Genomic DNA, 17,697 nt, shown 5'->3' with positions numbered 1-17,697 from the left:
GAATTTGGATTTTTCCCTCTTTACAATAACAACTTAACTATGTCTACCCCATAGTTAATAACAGCAACATGTTAAACGAATTTCCCATCCTTTAAGACGGGGAATTTACTTATAATTCATTCCACATAATTAAGTCTGATGAATGGGAAAGATATTCATTGGTCAGTGAATTCCATTCATCTTCGGAAACTTCTTTATCTTCAACCATAAATACATCATAATCGACACTTTCAGTCAAACCACTTTCATCGACGCTGTGATATTTTGAGAAATTTACTTTTGAGATTTCCTTTCCATCGGAGTCCAAAACTAAATAATAATAATTTATGTGAGTCGGTGCCGCACCATCGCGTTCGTATAAAATCGCTCCGTTGTTTAGTGGAGCTTCATAATCAGGACCATCATGCCATAAAACTATCTGTCCATCAAGATATGTAAGAATGGCATAACTGCCACCCGTAATAGGACGCAGATGAAGTTCCGATACACCATCCCCGTTCATATCAAATAGAGCGTAATAAGTTTTAAAATCGGGCTCCAAAGAAATATCTTTGATTGTAACAATGCCATCACTTATCTCATGTTTCAAGTCTTGTGCATTTATACTTCCTGCTAAGAAATTGTTATATGCTGCAAGCGCATCCTTATTTGCAGAAGATTCATCATCAGATGTCTGCGGAGAACCACTATCAGAAGGTTGGGCAGGATTTGTCGTAACCATCTCACTTGGTGCAGGTGATACCTCCGGGGTTGCCAGAGTGTTGCTGCTTTTTTGCCCACAGGCGTTTAGAGCAAATAGAAATAAGGATAAGAGCAAAAGGTAAAGGGTTTTTCTGAGAAAGGACTTGCATTTCATGGCGGCCTCCTAAGTTTTTGTTTTATATAACAGATCTAGTATAAGCGTTGAGATTAAGGCTACTAATCTGCCTAGTAAAAGTCTAATTAATAAAAAAACATTTTTCTGGTATGACTTTCCGGCAGAATTAAATGACTCTGTTTCCAAGAGGGCTCTTGAAGAGTTGTATACGTTTACTGATGTGCATACTCTAATATGTACCACTAGCAACCTAATAGAGGTAGCTTCAAAGTCCGTATAACCTCGAAAAATTGATATAAAATTATAAAGATAATCTATGGGCAAGGCTATTTCTCATTGGTTCTTGCCCATGCTTGTATTATAAACCTGTATATGGAGTTGTCAAGTAAAGCTCCCCTTTGAAAGTCTTAAGATTAAAACCTTGATTTTTGGTTTTATTATAAGTATTTGTGGTGTAGATAACCCTGCGAACCACATCAGGATATTTAAATACACTAATTATCTTCGTATTTCTCTAAAATTTTCTTTAAGTATTCTTTGAAATTTTGTCTCACGTTTAGAGGTTCAATGATCTCACATTTTCTACCAAATTTAATTAGTACATTATACCCATCTTCATTGTCTACAATTGGGTATTTCGCAATATAATTATTTTCATCACAAGCAATGATATATTCTTCTCCAAATCGCTCAATTACTTTATCTTTTATAGATTTCTCTATTCTAATAATTACTGTTACTATATCTTTTGTCATCCAATTCGCACCATCCATTGGTAAAGATACAAAATCTCTTGGCGTAAAAGTTTCTTCTGCTAGCTGAACATCACTCATTCTAGCCAGCTTGAATATTCTATAATCGTTTCGTTCAATACTAAAGGCTTGTAAATACCAGCTGCTTTCCTTAAAAACTACTTTGTAAGGTTCTACTTTACGAGAAGTTCCATCACCACTTTTATCCGTATAATTGAATAATAAGTATTGCTTGGTATTCATTGCTGTTTCTATAACTTTAAGCAATATTCGTAATGAGCGATTTCCCTGATTAGGTTCTAAATCTATCGAGAAGTTTTGATAATTAGTATTTTGTTTTAATAAATCATTTTCTTTTGTCATACTCTGTAATTTGGTTAAAGTGTTAGCTATTTCTTTATTTTCTAATAACTGATTATAACTTTGTAAGCTGGTTATTAAGCTTTGAACATCTTTTGGAGTAAATAGTTTTTTATCAACTTTGTATGATTTCATTAAACTTACTCCACCTGTAGAACCTCTAGTTACCATAATAGGCATTCCTGCAATATTTAAAGTATCAATATCTCTGAATATGGTTCTCCTGCTTACTTCTAATCTTTCAGCAAGTTCACTTGTGGGTATTACATCTCTTTCTAAGAGAAGCATAATAATTGCGATTAATCTTTCGATCTTCATAGAAGTTTCACCTCAAGTTTAATTATGACATACTTGTGTCATAATCTCTATGATAAAGTATAACTATATTAAAAATAAAAATTCTTTGGAGGTATAAGATATGAGCAATTTCAAAATTGAGGAAAAAGAGGCTTTTCGTTTGTTAGGTTTTAAAACTAAATTAGAAGGATCAGAAAAAATTCATTCAGAAATATTTTCTAAGCAAAAAACTGAATTTTTCATGGGTATAATTCAAAGTGGAAAGATGGCCTTACTTAAACCGATTTCTGAATGCAATTACGGTTACGGTGCAGTGACAACGGACGGAAGAAACACTTTCTATTACGCAGGCGTTAAAACAACACAACCATTAATTAATGGAACCGAAGACGTTTCATTCCCAGAAGGAAAATATCTTGTTCTTGCTGGGAAAGGAGGGCTATCTCGCTTAGCATTTGATAAACTTGAAGATCAAGCATTTAAAGAAATTCTTACAGTAGAATACGGTTATGAATATAATGGAAACCCAATTGCTGAAATCCTATTAAATGGTAATCCCACAGACTCAGAAGTCGAAGTATGGATACCTGTTAATCCAAAATAATTATAGTGATTACAAATCTGAATATAGTATATCTAAAGTAGAAGGACTAAACCACGATGGTTCAAGTCCTTTTGCTTAGTATTTCCTTAAGATATCCATCTTCTGCTGAATTACATCTGGTCTATAGTAAAAGCTATGAGAATAATAGTAAAAACTACCTTATTTAATTTTTTAACATGTGCTATTTCTAAAAATATATTTCCAGTATCTTTATTTTAATTCGCCAACAGGAGCGAATGCTCATTTTCATATAACATCATGGCTTAGTATTTCTACCTCTATTTCACTGTTAATGTTTTTAAGCTCCAGCGAGAAGTCTATGCCCACATAATCCTTCTCTACCCCTTGTTCGAGAGAGGTCAGACGAGCTTCGATAATAACTTGATATGTAAATTTCAAATTGTCCATGCTATCGACAAAGTGGGTATAATTACCGCTTTTATCACGGCTCCAAAGGTCACGATACCTGTCACCTTTTTTATCATATGGATGTCCTTTTTCATCTTTTAACTGCTTAATATAATGAATCTTCCCAATATAGTAATTCCCTGTTAAAACGGTTCTGTCAGGAAAAAATTCTCCATTACTGCACAGGCTATTTTCACTACTTTCATCCATATAAAACTCAAATACAGCGTTGTCCACCAACGTATGTATTTCGGAACTTCTTCCTAAGAGAATATTACGTTCTGTTTCGCTCAGTTCGCCCCATTTATTATCCCAGTCTATTCTTGGTTTCATCTTCTTCTCAAAATTAATGTATTGGTTCTGAATATTTTCATTTTTAAATGTTATCAAATTCGGTTTCATACCTAATAACCTCCTGCCCAAAATATAAATTTCCTGTAACTTTTTTTAATTAGCCTACAGGAGCGGATGCCGTGATTTTATAGTGAGCATACTTCTTCCCTATAAGCTGGCACAAATTTTCCTTTTCCACTCCCCCATTTTTCCTTTATCCCTTTTTATATGTATCGGAGGGCCGGTGAAAAATATTTACAATCCTATCCAGCAATATTAAAATTTAAGGATATATTTCGTGAGTGTGCAGCATTAGGCAATCAATCAGCACCATCGGTGTGAACTGGCATCACTTTGGGGTCTCCATCTTATCCCTCACATATTCCAAGAGAAATTTTGCTGGTAGTGAATACTGCCAACAATAAAACCCTTTAGCGAATTGCTCAAGAGCTTTATTGTTAGTAGTATATTTAATAATTTATGCTTTATTGTTGTAATGGACCTTTATATCAATCATCTGGCACAAGACTTTTATCAATAGACTCGAAATCCTCCCATTGGTGCTTAGTAAAATCTTCGAAATTATCAATCCAAACACTATCAACCATTCGCTCCCTGAAATCATCTACAATTGTTACTTGTATATTCATTTTTTCCACAAAATGCTTGACAGTATTTAGTGCTCTTTTATATGGATTGGACAAAACTATACCTATCTCTTTATTTTCAAGATAATTTGTAACAAGAAGTCTATCTTTTAAACCCTTACTTGAGAGTTCCCTTGACCAATCATCATGATTATCATAGTTTGGTTCTGCATGCCGAACCAAATACACTATTGTCATTATTTTATCTCTTGTATACAAAACAATATGAATTTAATCATAGCGGAAAAAAACATCGGTAGCACAGAGCATTGCCACTGTTATTGAAGCAACCGCCAAAAAAAGACGGTTGCATGGAGGAAAACGGTTATCTTATATCTTGGTGCGTTGGGCATTTGGCGGAGCTTGCCTCCGACTATTTGTATGGTGAACGGTATGTCAAGTAGAAGTATGAAGATTTACCTATCTTTACCTCAACGTGGCAATACATCATTTCCAAGGGCAAGGAACAACAAATGAAGATTATCGGGGAGCTGATGAAACGAAAAGATATTACCCTTATCATCTCCGCCATCAATGCAGGCCGTGAGGGAAAACTCATCTTCCGTTTAGTATATGAAAAGTTAGGCTGCAAAAGGCCAATGATTTAGATGGATGAAAGACAAAGTTCACTTGAATAAATAGATTTTTTCATTTCTTTCTGTTATAATTATGTAATATTCACTTTGTATTTGATAAATAAGGGAAGTGGTATCTATCCTTGATGAAAGAGGGAATAACAGAATGCAGAAACAAATAAAAGAGAAAATAGAAGTTCTTTGTAATTTCTTTGAAAAACCAATAAATATTATCTTGGCTTTTATTTCATTAACAGTAGTAATCACTAGCACTACTAAGTATTTATATTCATCTTGGTATATAATAAAATGTCAAGAATTCTATAAGATACCCGCGAAGTACTTTAAACAAATCAAGGCAGAAAAAGTATTTAGCGACTTATTACCAATAGGCATTGTTTTAGTAGTAATGATAATTTTGACATTGGTATCTATAAAAATAGAAAAAAGATCGGATAATACATCTAAAATTATATTTTATGCTGTTAATATTATTTTAGGAATAGTTGTGATATGTATAATTTATGATAATTTAATGAATATTACTCTAGAAACATTAAAAAGGCACATGAATATAGAGATTGTTTCTTCGCATGTTTCAGTGATTCCCATTGTCTTTTTGTTTGTTGCCACTTTTTTAGGATGTGGATTAATTTTCAGTTACTTCTTTAAAAAACGCTTACCTAAATTAAAGTGGGTTCATGCCGTTTTAATTTTGATAACAGTGGGAATAATTTTCATCTCTGCTTTTTACTCTCTGCCAATTGCACCACAAGATAAATCACAGTATGAGGTTACTTTTATAAGTGATGAAACAGGTGATGAAAATAGTCTTGGTGATAATAGAGTTGTTTTGTCAGAAATAGATGGTAATTTTTTAACCGTGTCTTATGAACTAGATAAAGAAAGCGATGCAGTAATATTTTATACTCAAAGCTATAAAATACTTCCAATGGAAGGTCTGGAATTATGGATGAAGCGATTTAATTCAGGAATTAAGATTGACAGTACAGTGGTAATTGATTGACAATCGTGAAAAAATTCCAATTCCACTCAATATAAAGTTTCTAAGCAAACCTTGAAAGAGCAATCATTTTCGATTGCTCTTTTTGTGCGACAGAAAGTCGCACAAAAAGAGATATTGCTTTTACACAATACCTCATTTTTAAATGTTTATTTAATTGTAAGTAAACTATATATCCACGTATAACACTATTAAAACTCAAATCCTAATAAGTTATCTTTTTCAGATAAAGTAATAACACTATTTTTTTTACCATGTTAATAACAGTAACATAGTCTCCGAGTTGATATTTATTTATAGCAATAATTATTTGTTTATTGGATAATTTACCTTGTTTGTACTTTAAATCCTGCAAATCTGTGTTATATTTTTCATATAATTCAATTGATTCTTGATAAACCTCATTCATTGAGATTATTACAACTAAAACCTAACATTTTTCCAATTCCTTGATTGCACCATAATCTTCAAAACTATCTTCCATTTGATATAAAATACAAGAAACAAGTAAACCTATATAAAAGTATTGAATTCCACCATTTTCCATATCAAAATAAAGGAGTCTATCGTATGGCAATTGTGAAACGAGGAGGAGCTAACATGAATAAAATAATTATATTTACTTTGATGATACTATCCATAATAGTATTTTACATCTTGCAAGTCTAAAACAACTTCAAATTTAGATTATAATTTGACTGCTTATACTTATGATGATATAAAAGCCAAAGTTTTAGAAGGTCAAAGTCTTGACTCTGATAATCTAAACGAGTCCGATTTAAAAGTTTACAGTAAGATACTTAATTATTTGGATAAACACGCAGGTTCAAATTTCTATTATATCTATGATACTTATTATGTTGATACAACTAATTCTCATGTGGTAAAAGTTGTATTAAAAGATTATTACGATAACTTTTTATCTATCAATGAGCACCTTACTAGCAAGGGTACTGCTGCTTCCGGCAATGAAAGTATCATCACGCTTACTTATGATAAAGAATTAAACAGTGGGTATGAACCTTTTTTAATGGCAAGAAACTGGTTTTCTGAATTAAAATCAGAATTTGAGAATGATTTTAGTGACTGCCATATGAATAGTTTCTATATTCAATTAGACTATAGGTGCCAAATCCCATAAAAGAGTCCTATGGCGAAAATAATACTGACTGGAAGCACTTTTATACCGAAGAAAAGACCTATAAAAAGCATTTATATGACAATAGCATAAATATATTTTTTCCGATAGGAACAACGATAGAAGACATGAACGAGCAAATAAGTATCATGAACCCTTTATTTTATAAATATTGTGTAACTACAGTATATGGATATATTCTAAATACAAAGGATGCACTTGGCAAGATTAAATCAGATGAATTACTGACAGGGAATTTTTATTATTATAGTGATGTAGATTATATTAGTGAAAAAGTAGAATATAGAGTAACGAAAGAATAATGATCTCCGTTCTTTTAGTTGAATAAATTTGTCTAATAAAAAAAGCTGCTACTCTTTAAAGAGCAAGTAGCTTTTCATTTTTATAGCCAATGTTAAATTACTTGAAAATATTTCATACATCTTTACTGGCATCTAATTTTTTTCATAGGCTGGACTTCTGTGGTGGGATTTCAAATGAGGAAATAGTACGCAGCAATACTCGGAATATTAGGTGCTGTAACGATGTTTCACACAATAACTACAATACCTAGAATTCTTGCTTTATCAGAACCTCACCGTATTAGGATCAGTATTATTGCTATTAGTTGCATCATTACTAATTCTGCCACGTATCATTTCTCAAATGCCGTTAAAAGGCTAAGTGGTCTTTGTTGCGTCATATTCAAGTGTTCTGATGTACTTAAAGATAGCTTAGTTTACCTTATTCATTTAATAGCCAGCTGATTGAAACAGCTGGCTATTTTACTAATTATATTTTAAAAATTTAGGATAGTTCCGGAAAATACTTGTTAGCTAACCTGCAGAAAACCGCAAATTCATGTATTTAATCTTACCATATTTCTGTTAATTTTTCTTCATTGTTTAACTGTTTTTCCGGTGCAACAGAATTATGGATTCCACATGCCTTGAAGCGACAAAAAAGATGCTGATTGAAGCTGGTAGCCCCTTAGCGGCAGAATAATTGACACGCAGGTAATACGGCGTCCCTTTATCCTCTGTTAACCCTTGCGTACTAAGTTTTCAGGCAACCATCTATCTAAGCGATATTTAACATAGAATGCCATATTTTTATGTTGGTTGTTATCTGCATCTAAAGACTTAATAAGGTTATGATAGATATGTTCTACTTTAGCTATTACTTCCTGTGTGGATTGATTTATTAAAGGTTGTACTTCTAAAATTACATCTGCAATATCTTCATATGGATCATAATATAGCTTAAAATGTTTGCATATATCTTTTAGATCTTGCTCAGCTACCTTAAAGCTTTCATCATATTCGACTATATTAGTAGGCTCAATATATGTAATAAATCGAATAAGTCTGTCGTTATGACACAGTGCTTCTGAATATAATGCTTGAGAATAGCGTAATAAGCATAGATCAGAAATTCGTTCGTTATGTTGAAAATACTTGTTAAAGATTCTTTGCTTTTCTAATAAGTCTACCGAAGTGCCATGTGGTAGCTTATTAAAAAATTCTTCAGAATCAAAATTAAGGGCGTCCCATTCCTTCCACGTAGAGGTTCCTGGCAGCAATGTTCCAAAACTACCTGGTTCAAAAAACATATGAGAAATCACAATCTTATCTTTATCATCGGCAAGTTCGATAAAACGGTAATTGCTTTCATTACACCAATCTGAAATAGCACCAACTTCTACTGGACTACACTTAGAAATATTTATTATGCAATAGGATTTGCTATGCAAAGTATCCATAAGTTGAAAATCTGCTTTCCGGGTAAAAAACGAAAATCCAGTTGAAAAAATCTCTACCGCAAAATCACCGCTCTTATGTACAAAAAATTCTTGATCATCTGATGTTGCTCGTACTTTCTCACTATAAGTATAGTTGGGGTCCAAATTATATGTATAATCAAAATCTGAAATAATATTATTTCCAACCACAGAAAAACACGACCAATCAGTAAGATTAAAAATCTTTCGATTATCTATTTCTGAAATTAATTCTACAGGGCTGATGATATATGATACCCATTCATTTTCAGGCACAGTTAATTTAATTCCAGCGATAATGTCATTAACCTCTGTCCAAAATTGCTCAAGAGATTGAGCTTTGTTAGAGTATTCAACGCCAGAAAGAAAACCTCCAAAATTGCAATTGTGATATGAAGATAAAAATGCTGGAAGCATATCCGCCATATGGCATACGACCTTTGCTCTAGCATTATTGTCTGGAAAAGTCTCATGAGTTTCCATTGAAGTGAAAAGTCTATATTCAGGCATCCAAACAGGATAAATATTACATTGATATTTAGCTTTATCAATTTTATACATATTGTTATAATAGGATTCTACTTGCTCTCTAATCCTTTGTATGCCATTGTTGTCAAAGGCATTGTTTAATTCTACTGATATGCTTAAAGTTTCATTTTTTAAACTAGAGATCTCAACTTGCTCTGTTGGAAAGCACCAGTATCCAGTGTTGCTTGAAATTTCCCACATAACTAACACTACAGGATAATAGCTTTGCATCCATATATTTAAGAGACCAGTCGACAAAGATATTGAAAGTCCTTTGACTGTTTGACGAATATATCCCTCTTTTTTTATATCTTCTGTTGTTTTTACTTGTGTTCTAAAAGAAAATTGCGTTCTTATGCTTACTTTATTATCCTCAGATAGAGAAAAAATATCGCATAGTAAATCCTCGCCAAAATCAGAAGTTCCTAAAGGAGTGCAAACAATATTATTTTTTTGGTATGCCAAATTTACAGACAATTCACCGACATTACCCGTAAAATAACTATTTAACGCTTTAACATCTTTACTCAACTTACTAACCTGCCTTTTATTATTTAGTTTCTAAGGTATTTTTTGATATTTCATCAGCAACGAGTAGGTAAAGTCCTAACTATTCTGAAATCTAATATTTATTCTACTGGTTTATAGTCCAATTTTACAATATAATTCGATAATCCATTCTGTATACCTTGAGGAGACATAATGATGTCATAGGTAGTTGGTAGCCTCCTTGCAGTGGAATACCTTTTTGAATGATTGACTCTGAAATCTTTTTTTCAAAGATTTTGTCTCACCAATAAAAAGCAACATCACCAATATTCTGCTACACTTTCCTTGCTACTTTTATTTTCACTTAGTTTCTAATTGCACGCAATAAAACTTTCAAATATTGTGCCTTTTAAAAACTTTATTAGGCACAATTATATATATAATTATTTTTTAGATTTTATTTATGTCATCTTTTGATCCTGAAAGATATTTACTTGATGTTAGTTGAGAATATAAGAACGAATCATCCAACAGTTGCAGAAAGACTGTTCTTGACACTTTTGTATCAAGCTTAATATATTGTCCTGATTCATCGAATTTGAATTTTTTCTTTAATGTTTCATCATAGGTATCAATAAAATTAATTATATCTTTTTTATCACATTTTCTTAATACCACAGATCTTGAGGCTACTTTCACCACTTTTCTTGCAAAACTCACATCATTTATTCCTTGTTCTAGCTTAGTAATATCTTGCACCAGATCAAGCACACCAATTTCGTGAATACTCTCGATTGCTTTCTTTTTGACAACTTCGACAAAACCGAATTTTGATTCTAATTTTTTCAAGTCCTTCACAAATAACTCTCCCTCAATCACCATAAAGTCAAAGTCATAGTTTAGTCTAAAAATTGAATCATCAAATTCCTTTAACTGATTAGAACCTGTAAGCAATATATTGATTTTCTCTGAAGGCTTTTCACCTGTATTCTTTTTTACCATCATAACTTCATAATTTTCTTTGTATAAAGTAACTCGAATATTTTTATGTACATATGCAAATATAAAACCTTTAATTTCGGATAGCTTGTCCTTCTTTATATCATACTCTTGTACTGAAGTTTCAGTTTGAACAGAATTAATTAGTTCAAATTCTTGAATAGGTTGCTCATAATCGTATTTGTATAGAACGTCTTTTCTATCATCAGCCTCTGTAAGTCCCATTACCTTTAGCTCATCATTATTTAAATAATTAACAGTATGGCTGTAAAAATTTTCTGTTAATTTTATTTGTGTCTCTGCATCCAAATCTCCTTTTCTTATCTCTAAACTATCATCTTTTTTTAACAAGAAAAAGAGTTCTCCCTTTACCTTGTTAACTTCAATCTTCTGTATTAAAATTAATAATTTTGCACGACTATTAGTACTGTTTTCACTCATGTGCCTTCTCCTTCACAAAAAATATTTCATCATCTATTTGCAAATATTCCAATTTACTATTCTGCTTAATCTTATCTCGTGTAATTAAAATACAACTTTCATGTACTTTTTCGTCTCTAAGTTCTACATCTGCTTCATAAAGATGATATCCCAAGATTGCTAATGTTGGGTTCGCATAGTATATGTCAGTCTTTACATAAATAATTGCGATGACGATAAGCAGCAATAAGAGTACCAGCGTATAGCGAAATTTGGATAAATCAAAGCATATTAAGGGGATGATATATGTAGTTAAGAAAGTTAAATGTTCATAAGTCTTATTTTTTATCTCCTTTATCTCAAAATACTCCTGTGTACCAGAAGATATCTTATGGTTGAAAGTTTTTACAAATATTGTACTTATTCCTAACATTATAATACTTATACAAGGAATAATATTTCTTTTTAAAAGTGGGACTAATCCTATAAAACTAGCTTCCTTGCTAAAGTCAATTGGAATATCGACATTGACTACAATTAGCATTAAAAAAAGAAGCCATAATGATGATAAATACATTTGAAATTTCATCCAAGTATTCTTGTACACTTACGTCCTCCTTTAACATATATTCTATAAATTTGATAACAAGTTTTATCCTCTTGGACTTAAGTTTACTCCATCTACAGAAATCCAATTTCTTTGTGGGATTACATGTTAAGTTTATTTCAATGTGTCTCTTACAAAATCTTGAAGTATTTTTGCAGATGGATAATTAGACATGGAGGCGATTCCGTTCACCAACTCTATTGGATATAGTGCCCCCTCATATTTTCTGCTTATTAACGATGGCAATGTAGCCAATATTCTACCTAATCCCATTATATCTTCTGATCTAGGAAAATCTGAGGATGAAATATACTCACCCGGCGACATATTTAAGACCATTTGAGTGTTTTTATCTAATATGACAAATACTTTTTCTCCATAATTAGTTCTAGAACCATAAGGGTTTATATGTTCAGGTGCCCGTTGAATTTCCTTTCTAATAAAATCATGGCTTAATACGGCATATTTAATTTCTCCATCATTTAATGGTATAAACCTTTCTATCGTATGTAAATAATCAAAGTACTTACCTGATTTTTCACACCCCATTATATGTATAGGACGCCCTATCCGTTTGGCATGATCAAGAAAATTTCTTATACAAGGAACCAATTTAGCATATTGTCCACCAAGTGTCATCGGTCCATCCTTGATATATAATGTTTCCGACACAAGATTTTTATCTTTGCTTTCCCAATGTAAACGAATAACTGTGAATAGCATTAACGTTTCCATTATCATCATATATGAGGATGCAACAGTTACAGGAGCACTATCCTCGCTCATATCTAAATGAAAACCTATCATATCCGTGAGAAGAACTTCTTTACCGCAGAATTTACAGTTATCTACATCCTTATCATAGCCTATGCCATCATCTATTTTGAGTCCGAAATGTGGACATTGAAAATCTGGTGAGTTTTTATGAACCATATTCCATTTTTCATATACAAGCCACTTCAATGTCTCAAAATATAATCCTTGTTCTTCAATTTTAATAGAGTCAAAAATAGAATGTCTTACAGTATCATATATGTTTCCCTTACCGCTTTTAATGTTTTTTAAAGGAAAGACAGTTGAGTGAAAAAGTGCACTATTCTTCATGATTTCTTGGAGCTGTAGTGGGTGCGGAAATTCTTTATCTATTTTTGCGATTTTGGATTGCTCGATAGTCATTAATGCAGTTTTAACAAACGCAACTTCTTTATTGTTCTCCTGCACAGGAACATATGAACCATCAACTACCCAAATGTGCTGAAGCACTTTTTCTTTATTGCTGTCATATGTATCCCATATACTATCATTTATATCACTACCCAAACCTAGATCGTCAATTTCAAAATCATCAATTAATGATTTTACCCATTCGCTTTCGATAACATTTAGATGTCCTAATTTTGAAGCAGATTCAAAAGGCAACCTATTTCCAGCTGAATAAGCCATGATTTATTCTCCTTTCTTAGGTTGATATAACTTTGCATATACAGGGATAACAAACCTATGTGACATTGTGAGCATTCTCATGTATCCAGGAGTTCTTGACCTTAAAATATCTTCCTCTATTCCCGAAAAAGCTATCTGCATTCTTGTTAATGCCTTTGTTTCATCCTGAGAAGATAAATGTCCTACAAAGAAATTTTCTGTTTGTACTAAAAGTTCTCTATTTATTGTAGATGGTGATTGAGTAGAATAAACCATTCCAATATGGAATTTTGCTCCTTCTTTTGCAAATCTTGAATAAACATCTGTTAAATCTTTAGATTCAGGTGGAAAAAGATTGTGTGCTTCTTCAAAATATAATTGAATATAACTATCACCAAGTTTATTTTCAACAAATTTTCTTTCTTGAGCTGAGAATATTTCCTGAGAAAGTATATCTGAGAAATATTTTCTAATACGATCTGTTGCATTTCCCAAATCTAATATAACGGTTTTACCAGCATTCAATAATTTAACAATATCGGTTAAAAAATCGGTTGCCTGTGATGAATGGTATTCTTTATACTTCGCCAATACAATTGGCCCACTACTGCCTGTGGAGGGAAATAAGAAGTTAAGTAAAGCCCAGTCTTCCTTATCAAAAAGAGGTTCCTTATCACTATTGGGAAGTTGATCATTACTTTCTCTTATGTAATTAACAAATATCCGGAGCTCTTGAACTAGCTCAGATAATGTAGTAGGTTGTTCAGGAACATTACCCTTATACACTTTGTTTCTAAAGTCTTTATTAAAATGAGGTTCAAGAGGTTTTGTATAATTACATACTAATCCACTTGCTTTAAGTCTTTTTTCATCCGCTTTAAAACCAGCTTCAAATAATATTGCCCAATATATTTGTATTCTTCTAATCGCTCTCGTTTTATCACCATTATCAGAAATAGTTTTTATTTCTTCAAAAGAGGGTAAGGTTACACTTGAAAAATTATTTATATAGTTTGAATTTTTATTATCCTCTTTTAGGAATCCACTGAGTATATCTTTGCAAGTATCTGGATTTTCATAAAAATTTAATTTCAATTGCTTAGAAGGTGTTTCTGCACGTGGAGTCAACGCATAGACATCACACCTATCCCTATTGGCAGAATAAATTGAAGAGTTTCCATCTTGATTATTGTCATTTGCGTATTCACCATTAGTATCAAAAATGAGCTGGCCTACATTTTTAGTTTCTGCTGTAGCATCTAACATACCCTGTGCAAGTAGCTTTACAACATTAGATTTACCTAGCCTTGTTTTTCCAAACATTGCCGTTCTACAACCCATAAAATCTTTCATAGAAATATCTACAGGAATATTTTCGGAAGCTTGTTCTTCAACCCCAAATTGACATTCCATTGTGCGTAATTTCCCTATATTCTGCCTAAACTCTGCTTTAACAGTTCCATTAACTATGATATTAAGTAGTTCTTCGTCCGGTGCATATACTTCATAACGATGTGGACTTACTATATTATTTACATCTCCTGAAAAAGCAAGCTTATCTACATTAAATGGGTCTGCATAAAACATTCCCAGAACATCACATTCAAGTGCTCCCCATTGCAAATCAGACTGTGTCCATAAATCAAGTTCTGGCATAGATCGCTTATGCATTTCAAAATAAGTCTGCTGTACCTGAGCAGTTAATGGTGTAGGCGCAATACCTTTTACCCGTAGTAATGTAAAATGTGATTTAGTTTGCTTATAATTTGATGGAAGTAAAATCAAATAAGAGCCTCTTGGTATCCCTCCAACTTCCATCTTATATGTATCATTAGTTATTATTTTAGCTCCATTATAGCCTAATTCTAATACATAACCCACAAAACGCCATTTACTATATTCATTCGCTATTTTATACTTTTCTTGCCTCTCCATAAATTCCTTTACTTTTGTAATAGGATTATTCTCTACATTTGAACTGTCAACCAAATTTTGTAACCCTGCCATAATAATTCCTCCTTCAAATCATATATTAGCACTTACTATTAATTCGTTATATTGTTGTCGGCCTCTAGCCAAACCAGAAATTGAACTATATCTATTAACCTCTGCCAAATAATAGCCTTCCACATTTTCATACAATGCTCGGACAGCTGGGTGATTGACATTTGTCATAATAATCTTTACATTTCTATCTTTTGCTCTATGAAGTGATTGAGCCAATCTAACTTGATCATTCCAATTAAATAACTGGGCAGTATAATTAACAAACCTATTATTTTCATCTTGTACTGAATATGGAGGATCACAAAACAAAAAGTCCTCTGCCTCTGCCATGTCAATGATTTCTTCAAAATCCTGACAAAATATTTGTGCATTTTGTAAAATTGCTGAGCGTTGTTCAAAATTATCAGTATTTAGTATCACGTTATTATGAGTACCTATTGGTACATTAAATCCTCCGTTCCTATTTACCCTATATATCCCGTTAAAGCAAGTCCTATTTAAATAAATCATTCTTGCAGCTATTGTAGCTGGTGTTCTAGGACGCATAGCACGTATTTGATAATAATATTCTTGGCTATGATGTCTACTATGAACTACTAAAGCTCTTTCTACCCTTTGCCAATCATCTCGTATCGCAGAAAAAGTCGTAATTAATTCTCGATTTATATCATTTATTATTGCAATAGGTGGCTCTAAAAAAAAATATAACGAACCTCCACCTAAAAATGGGTCGATGTATCTATGATATTGTGCTGGAAGTCTATGCTGTTCATGATTTATAAACCAATTTTTTCCTCCTGCCCATTTTAAAAATGTTTTATCCATATTGATAATAAGCCCTAAAATTCGATCGAAAATAAAAAATTTTCATCAAATATACTTCCTTTCATAAACTTTTTTCTTTCCTGTATTTTTGTTGCCCTGAAGAAGTCTTTTCAATAGATACAACACATATGTCATTCGATTTAATATAATTTAGAAATAAGGTGCCTAACAGTAACCGATTACTACGTGATATTCGATTCCATTCATAGCCTTTAAAAAGGTCACGAAGCAAAAATATTTCACCTGATTTAAGATTCTTTATTTCATCTTTCGCAGTTTCTAACAACTCATTAGCATTCTGCATAAGTGTACCTCCAAAACAGAATAACATTATAAACAACATTGTTATTCTAATTGTATAACCTTTCCTGTTTCATTTCAACATTAAAATATTATTTCAGACACCTATTTACAGAATATTTGATGCTGTATTTGTTTTCATTCCTGCAACTGATTTCTAAATGCTCACAAAAATCAAAATCTTTACGACATTATTTCTAACTATCCCTTCATCATATGTGCTATTCTCACAAACTATTTCGCCTAAAGCTTTTCTGAATCCACTCCTCATTCAATGTGGGAGAATCAGCACACATATCTTTCCCTTTCTCAATCCTTGTAGAACATCTCCAAACTACCTTACCTCTTTCCGTTCGCCTCCGGTAAGATGCCTCGCAATCACCACACACAAGCAAATTTCCCAAAAGATATTTGCCATTATATTTGCTGGTGCTTGATTCCATTGTGCCATCTTCTTTACGGACTAGCCTTGCGCGTCTAGACATTTCTTCCTGAACCTTATCAAATACTTCGGCAGTAATAATAGCCGGATGACTATTCGTTATATAGTAACGTTCTCTTTGACCAGCATTTTTGCTTTTTCTTCCTGTTATAAAATCTTCCGTATAGGTCTTCTGTAATAAAGAATCACCCTTATATTTCTCATTCTTCAGTATCTTTTGAATAACAGCTGTTGCCCATGCTTCTTTCCCTGTAGCAGTTTTAATCTGATATTCTTCCAGATACTCTTTTATTTGTTGCAGTGTACTGCCTTCCAAATACAATTGATAGATTTTCTTTATCATATTGGCTTCTTCCGGCACGATCATCCATTCATCATTGTCACGCTTGTAGCCCATAGGTATTTTGCCGACGAAGTCATCCCCGCTTTCAAATTTGCGTTTGTATCCCCATTGAACGTTTTCGCTTAAATTCCTGCTCTCCTCCTGTGCTAAAACTCCATTAAATGCAATATCTATTTCTTTTTCTGCTTCAAGTGAATTTAAATCTTCCTTTTCAAAATAGATATTTATACCTTTTGCTTTTAAACTTCGGGTAATAGTTAACGTATCTAACACATTTCTGGACAATCTGCTGATAGACTTGGTAATGATATAATCAATTTCACCACGATATGCCTTCTTAAGCATCGTATCCAAACCATTCCGTTTCTCTTTTTTAAGCCCACTTTCATAATCATAAAACACGCCTGCAAGTTCCCATTCAGGATTCTTTTGAATCAAATCGGTATAATACCTGATTTGAATGTCTATACTGCTTCGCTGACTTTCACGCTCGGTACTGACCCTGCAATATGCCGCAACCTTTAGTTTTCCGATATTCTTTAAAGAGCTTCTTGCGGGAATAAACGTAATCTTTTTCATA

Annotated in this window: 17 protein-coding genes; 5 read left to right on the top strand and 12 right to left on the bottom strand. The window is 32.5% G+C overall.

Features of this window, described 5'->3' with window-relative positions:
* Positions 1 to 109: 109 nt before the first annotated feature.
* The gene (locus RT261_RS04425) at positions 110 to 856 is read right to left on the bottom strand and encodes a hypothetical protein (RefSeq protein ID WP_313129838.1); all 747 of its coding nucleotides are present in this window, start codon (positions 854 to 856) and stop codon (positions 110 to 112) included.
* 455 nt (positions 857 to 1,311) lie between these two features.
* Positions 1,312 to 2,247, bottom strand: coding sequence for a helix-turn-helix transcriptional regulator (locus RT261_RS04420; RefSeq protein WP_313129836.1), 936 nt, complete (start codon positions 2,245 to 2,247; stop codon positions 1,312 to 1,314).
* Positions 2,248 to 2,347: 100 nt separating this feature from the next.
* On the opposite strand from RT261_RS04420, the gene RT261_RS04415 reads away from it, so the two are divergent.
* Entirely contained in the window at positions 2,348 to 2,830 is a 483-nt protein-coding gene (locus RT261_RS04415; RefSeq protein WP_313129833.1) for a GyrI-like domain-containing protein, read from the top strand.
* Between the two features lie 246 nt (positions 2,831 to 3,076).
* Here RT261_RS04415 and RT261_RS04410 read toward each other — a convergent pair whose 3' ends face one another.
* Together RT261_RS04410 and RT261_RS04405 are read right to left on the bottom strand one after the other, a co-directional pair.
* Positions 3,077 to 3,640 (bottom strand): hypothetical protein, encoded by a 564-nt coding sequence (locus RT261_RS04410; protein ID WP_313129832.1) that lies wholly within the window; start codon positions 3,638 to 3,640, stop codon positions 3,077 to 3,079.
* A 440-nt stretch (positions 3,641 to 4,080) separates the two neighbouring features.
* Entirely contained in the window at positions 4,081 to 4,416 is a 336-nt protein-coding gene (locus RT261_RS04405; protein WP_313129829.1) for a histidine phosphatase family protein, read from the bottom strand.
* Between the two features lie 275 nt (positions 4,417 to 4,691).
* Between RT261_RS04405 and RT261_RS04400 the strand changes: the two genes are divergently transcribed.
* The 4 genes from RT261_RS04400 (at position 4,692) to RT261_RS04385 (ending at position 7,278) form a co-directional block, all read left to right on the top strand.
* A complete protein-coding gene (locus tag RT261_RS04400) occupies positions 4,692 to 4,826 on the top strand; it encodes a hypothetical protein (protein WP_313129827.1) in 135 nt (44 codons plus the stop codon).
* Positions 4,827 to 4,959: 133 nt separating this feature from the next.
* Complete coding sequence (locus RT261_RS04395; protein ID WP_313129824.1) at positions 4,960 to 5,820, top strand: hypothetical protein; 861 nt, start codon at positions 4,960 to 4,962, stop codon at positions 5,818 to 5,820.
* Between the two features lie 691 nt (positions 5,821 to 6,511).
* Entirely contained in the window at positions 6,512 to 6,958 is a 447-nt protein-coding gene (locus tag RT261_RS04390) for a hypothetical protein (RefSeq protein WP_313129821.1), read from the top strand.
* A 146-nt stretch (positions 6,959 to 7,104) separates the two neighbouring features.
* Complete coding sequence (locus tag RT261_RS04385) at positions 7,105 to 7,278, top strand: hypothetical protein (RefSeq protein WP_313129819.1); 174 nt, start codon at positions 7,105 to 7,107, stop codon at positions 7,276 to 7,278.
* A gap of 719 nt (positions 7,279 to 7,997) precedes the next feature.
* Here RT261_RS04385 and RT261_RS04380 read toward each other — a convergent pair.
* The 8 genes from RT261_RS04380 to RT261_RS04345 all read right to left on the bottom strand — a co-directional run bounded on the left by RT261_RS04380 (position 7,998) and on the right by RT261_RS04345 (position 17,696).
* The gene (locus tag RT261_RS04380) at positions 7,998 to 9,794 is read right to left on the bottom strand and encodes a DUF4365 domain-containing protein (RefSeq protein ID WP_313129816.1); all 1,797 of its coding nucleotides are present in this window, start codon (positions 9,792 to 9,794) and stop codon (positions 7,998 to 8,000) included.
* A gap of 408 nt (positions 9,795 to 10,202) precedes the next feature.
* The gene (gene kwaB / locus RT261_RS04375) at positions 10,203 to 11,192 is read right to left on the bottom strand and encodes an anti-phage protein KwaB (protein ID WP_313129814.1); all 990 of its coding nucleotides are present in this window, start codon (positions 11,190 to 11,192) and stop codon (positions 10,203 to 10,205) included.
* Positions 11,185 to 11,778, bottom strand: a complete 594-nt coding sequence (gene kwaA, locus RT261_RS04370) for an anti-phage protein KwaA (protein ID WP_313129811.1) — start codon at positions 11,776 to 11,778, stop codon at positions 11,185 to 11,187. The genes kwaB and kwaA overlap by 8 nt, the downstream gene beginning before the upstream one ends.
* 114 nt (positions 11,779 to 11,892) lie before the next feature.
* Positions 11,893 to 13,221, bottom strand: a complete 1,329-nt coding sequence (locus tag RT261_RS04365; protein WP_313129809.1) for a hypothetical protein — start codon at positions 13,219 to 13,221, stop codon at positions 11,893 to 11,895.
* Between the two features lie 3 nt (positions 13,222 to 13,224).
* Positions 13,225 to 15,207, bottom strand: coding sequence for an ATP-binding protein (locus tag RT261_RS04360; RefSeq protein ID WP_313129807.1), 1,983 nt, complete (start codon positions 15,205 to 15,207; stop codon positions 13,225 to 13,227).
* An 18-nt stretch (positions 15,208 to 15,225) separates the two neighbouring features.
* A complete protein-coding gene (locus RT261_RS04355) occupies positions 15,226 to 16,032 on the bottom strand; it encodes a DNA adenine methylase (protein ID WP_313129805.1) in 807 nt (268 codons plus the stop codon).
* Positions 16,033 to 16,093: 61 nt separating this feature from the next.
* Positions 16,094 to 16,336, bottom strand: a complete 243-nt coding sequence (locus tag RT261_RS04350; RefSeq protein ID WP_313129802.1) for a single-stranded DNA-binding protein — start codon at positions 16,334 to 16,336, stop codon at positions 16,094 to 16,096.
* Positions 16,337 to 16,559: 223 nt separating this feature from the next.
* On the bottom strand, positions 16,560 to 17,696 hold the full coding sequence (locus RT261_RS04345; protein WP_313129801.1) for a recombinase family protein: 1,137 nt from the start codon (positions 17,694 to 17,696) through the stop codon (positions 16,560 to 16,562).
* Position 17,697: the final 1 nt, after the last annotated feature.

Origin of the sequence: Anaerocolumna sp. (genome assembly GCF_032079385.1) — a bacterium.
Classification (GTDB): Bacteria; Bacillota; Clostridia; order Lachnospirales; family Lachnospiraceae; genus Anaerocolumna.
The sequence above is the reverse complement of the archived record's forward strand: the minus strand, read 5'-3'. Positions and strand labels throughout refer to the sequence as shown.

Bases quoted from the DNA above. Each gene is read 5' to 3' on its own strand.
- RT261_RS04355 (WP_313129805.1), bottom strand. From the start codon at position 16,032: ATGGATAAAACATTTTTAAAATGGGCAGGAGGAAAAAATTGGTTTATA.
- RT261_RS04420 (WP_313129836.1), bottom strand. From the start codon at position 2,247: ATGAAGATCGAAAGATTAATCGCAATTATTATGCTTCTCTTAGAAAGA.
- RT261_RS04400 (WP_313129827.1), top strand. From the start codon at position 4,692: ATGAAGATTATCGGGGAGCTGATGAAACGAAAAGATATTACCCTTATC.
- RT261_RS04345 (WP_313129801.1), bottom strand. From the start codon at position 17,696: ATGAAAAAGATTACGTTTATTCCCGCAAGAAGCTCTTTAAAGAATATC.
- RT261_RS04360 (WP_313129807.1), bottom strand. From the start codon at position 15,207: ATGGCAGGGTTACAAAATTTGGTTGACAGTTCAAATGTAGAGAATAAT.
- RT261_RS04410 (WP_313129832.1), bottom strand. From the start codon at position 3,640: ATGAAACCGAATTTGATAACATTTAAAAATGAAAATATTCAGAACCAA.
- RT261_RS04405 (WP_313129829.1), bottom strand. From the start codon at position 4,416: ATGACAATAGTGTATTTGGTTCGGCATGCAGAACCAAACTATGATAAT.
- RT261_RS04385 (WP_313129819.1), top strand. From the start codon at position 7,105: ATGAACCCTTTATTTTATAAATATTGTGTAACTACAGTATATGGATAT.
- kwaB (WP_313129814.1), bottom strand. From the start codon at position 11,192: ATGAGTGAAAACAGTACTAATAGTCGTGCAAAATTATTAATTTTAATA.
- RT261_RS04425 (WP_313129838.1), bottom strand. From the start codon at position 856: ATGAAATGCAAGTCCTTTCTCAGAAAAACCCTTTACCTTTTGCTCTTA.
- RT261_RS04350 (WP_313129802.1), bottom strand. From the start codon at position 16,336: ATGCAGAATGCTAATGAGTTGTTAGAAACTGCGAAAGATGAAATAAAG.
- RT261_RS04415 (WP_313129833.1), top strand. From the start codon at position 2,348: ATGAGCAATTTCAAAATTGAGGAAAAAGAGGCTTTTCGTTTGTTAGGT.
- RT261_RS04395 (WP_313129824.1), top strand. From the start codon at position 4,960: ATGCAGAAACAAATAAAAGAGAAAATAGAAGTTCTTTGTAATTTCTTT.
- RT261_RS04365 (WP_313129809.1), bottom strand. From the start codon at position 13,221: ATGGCTTATTCAGCTGGAAATAGGTTGCCTTTTGAATCTGCTTCAAAA.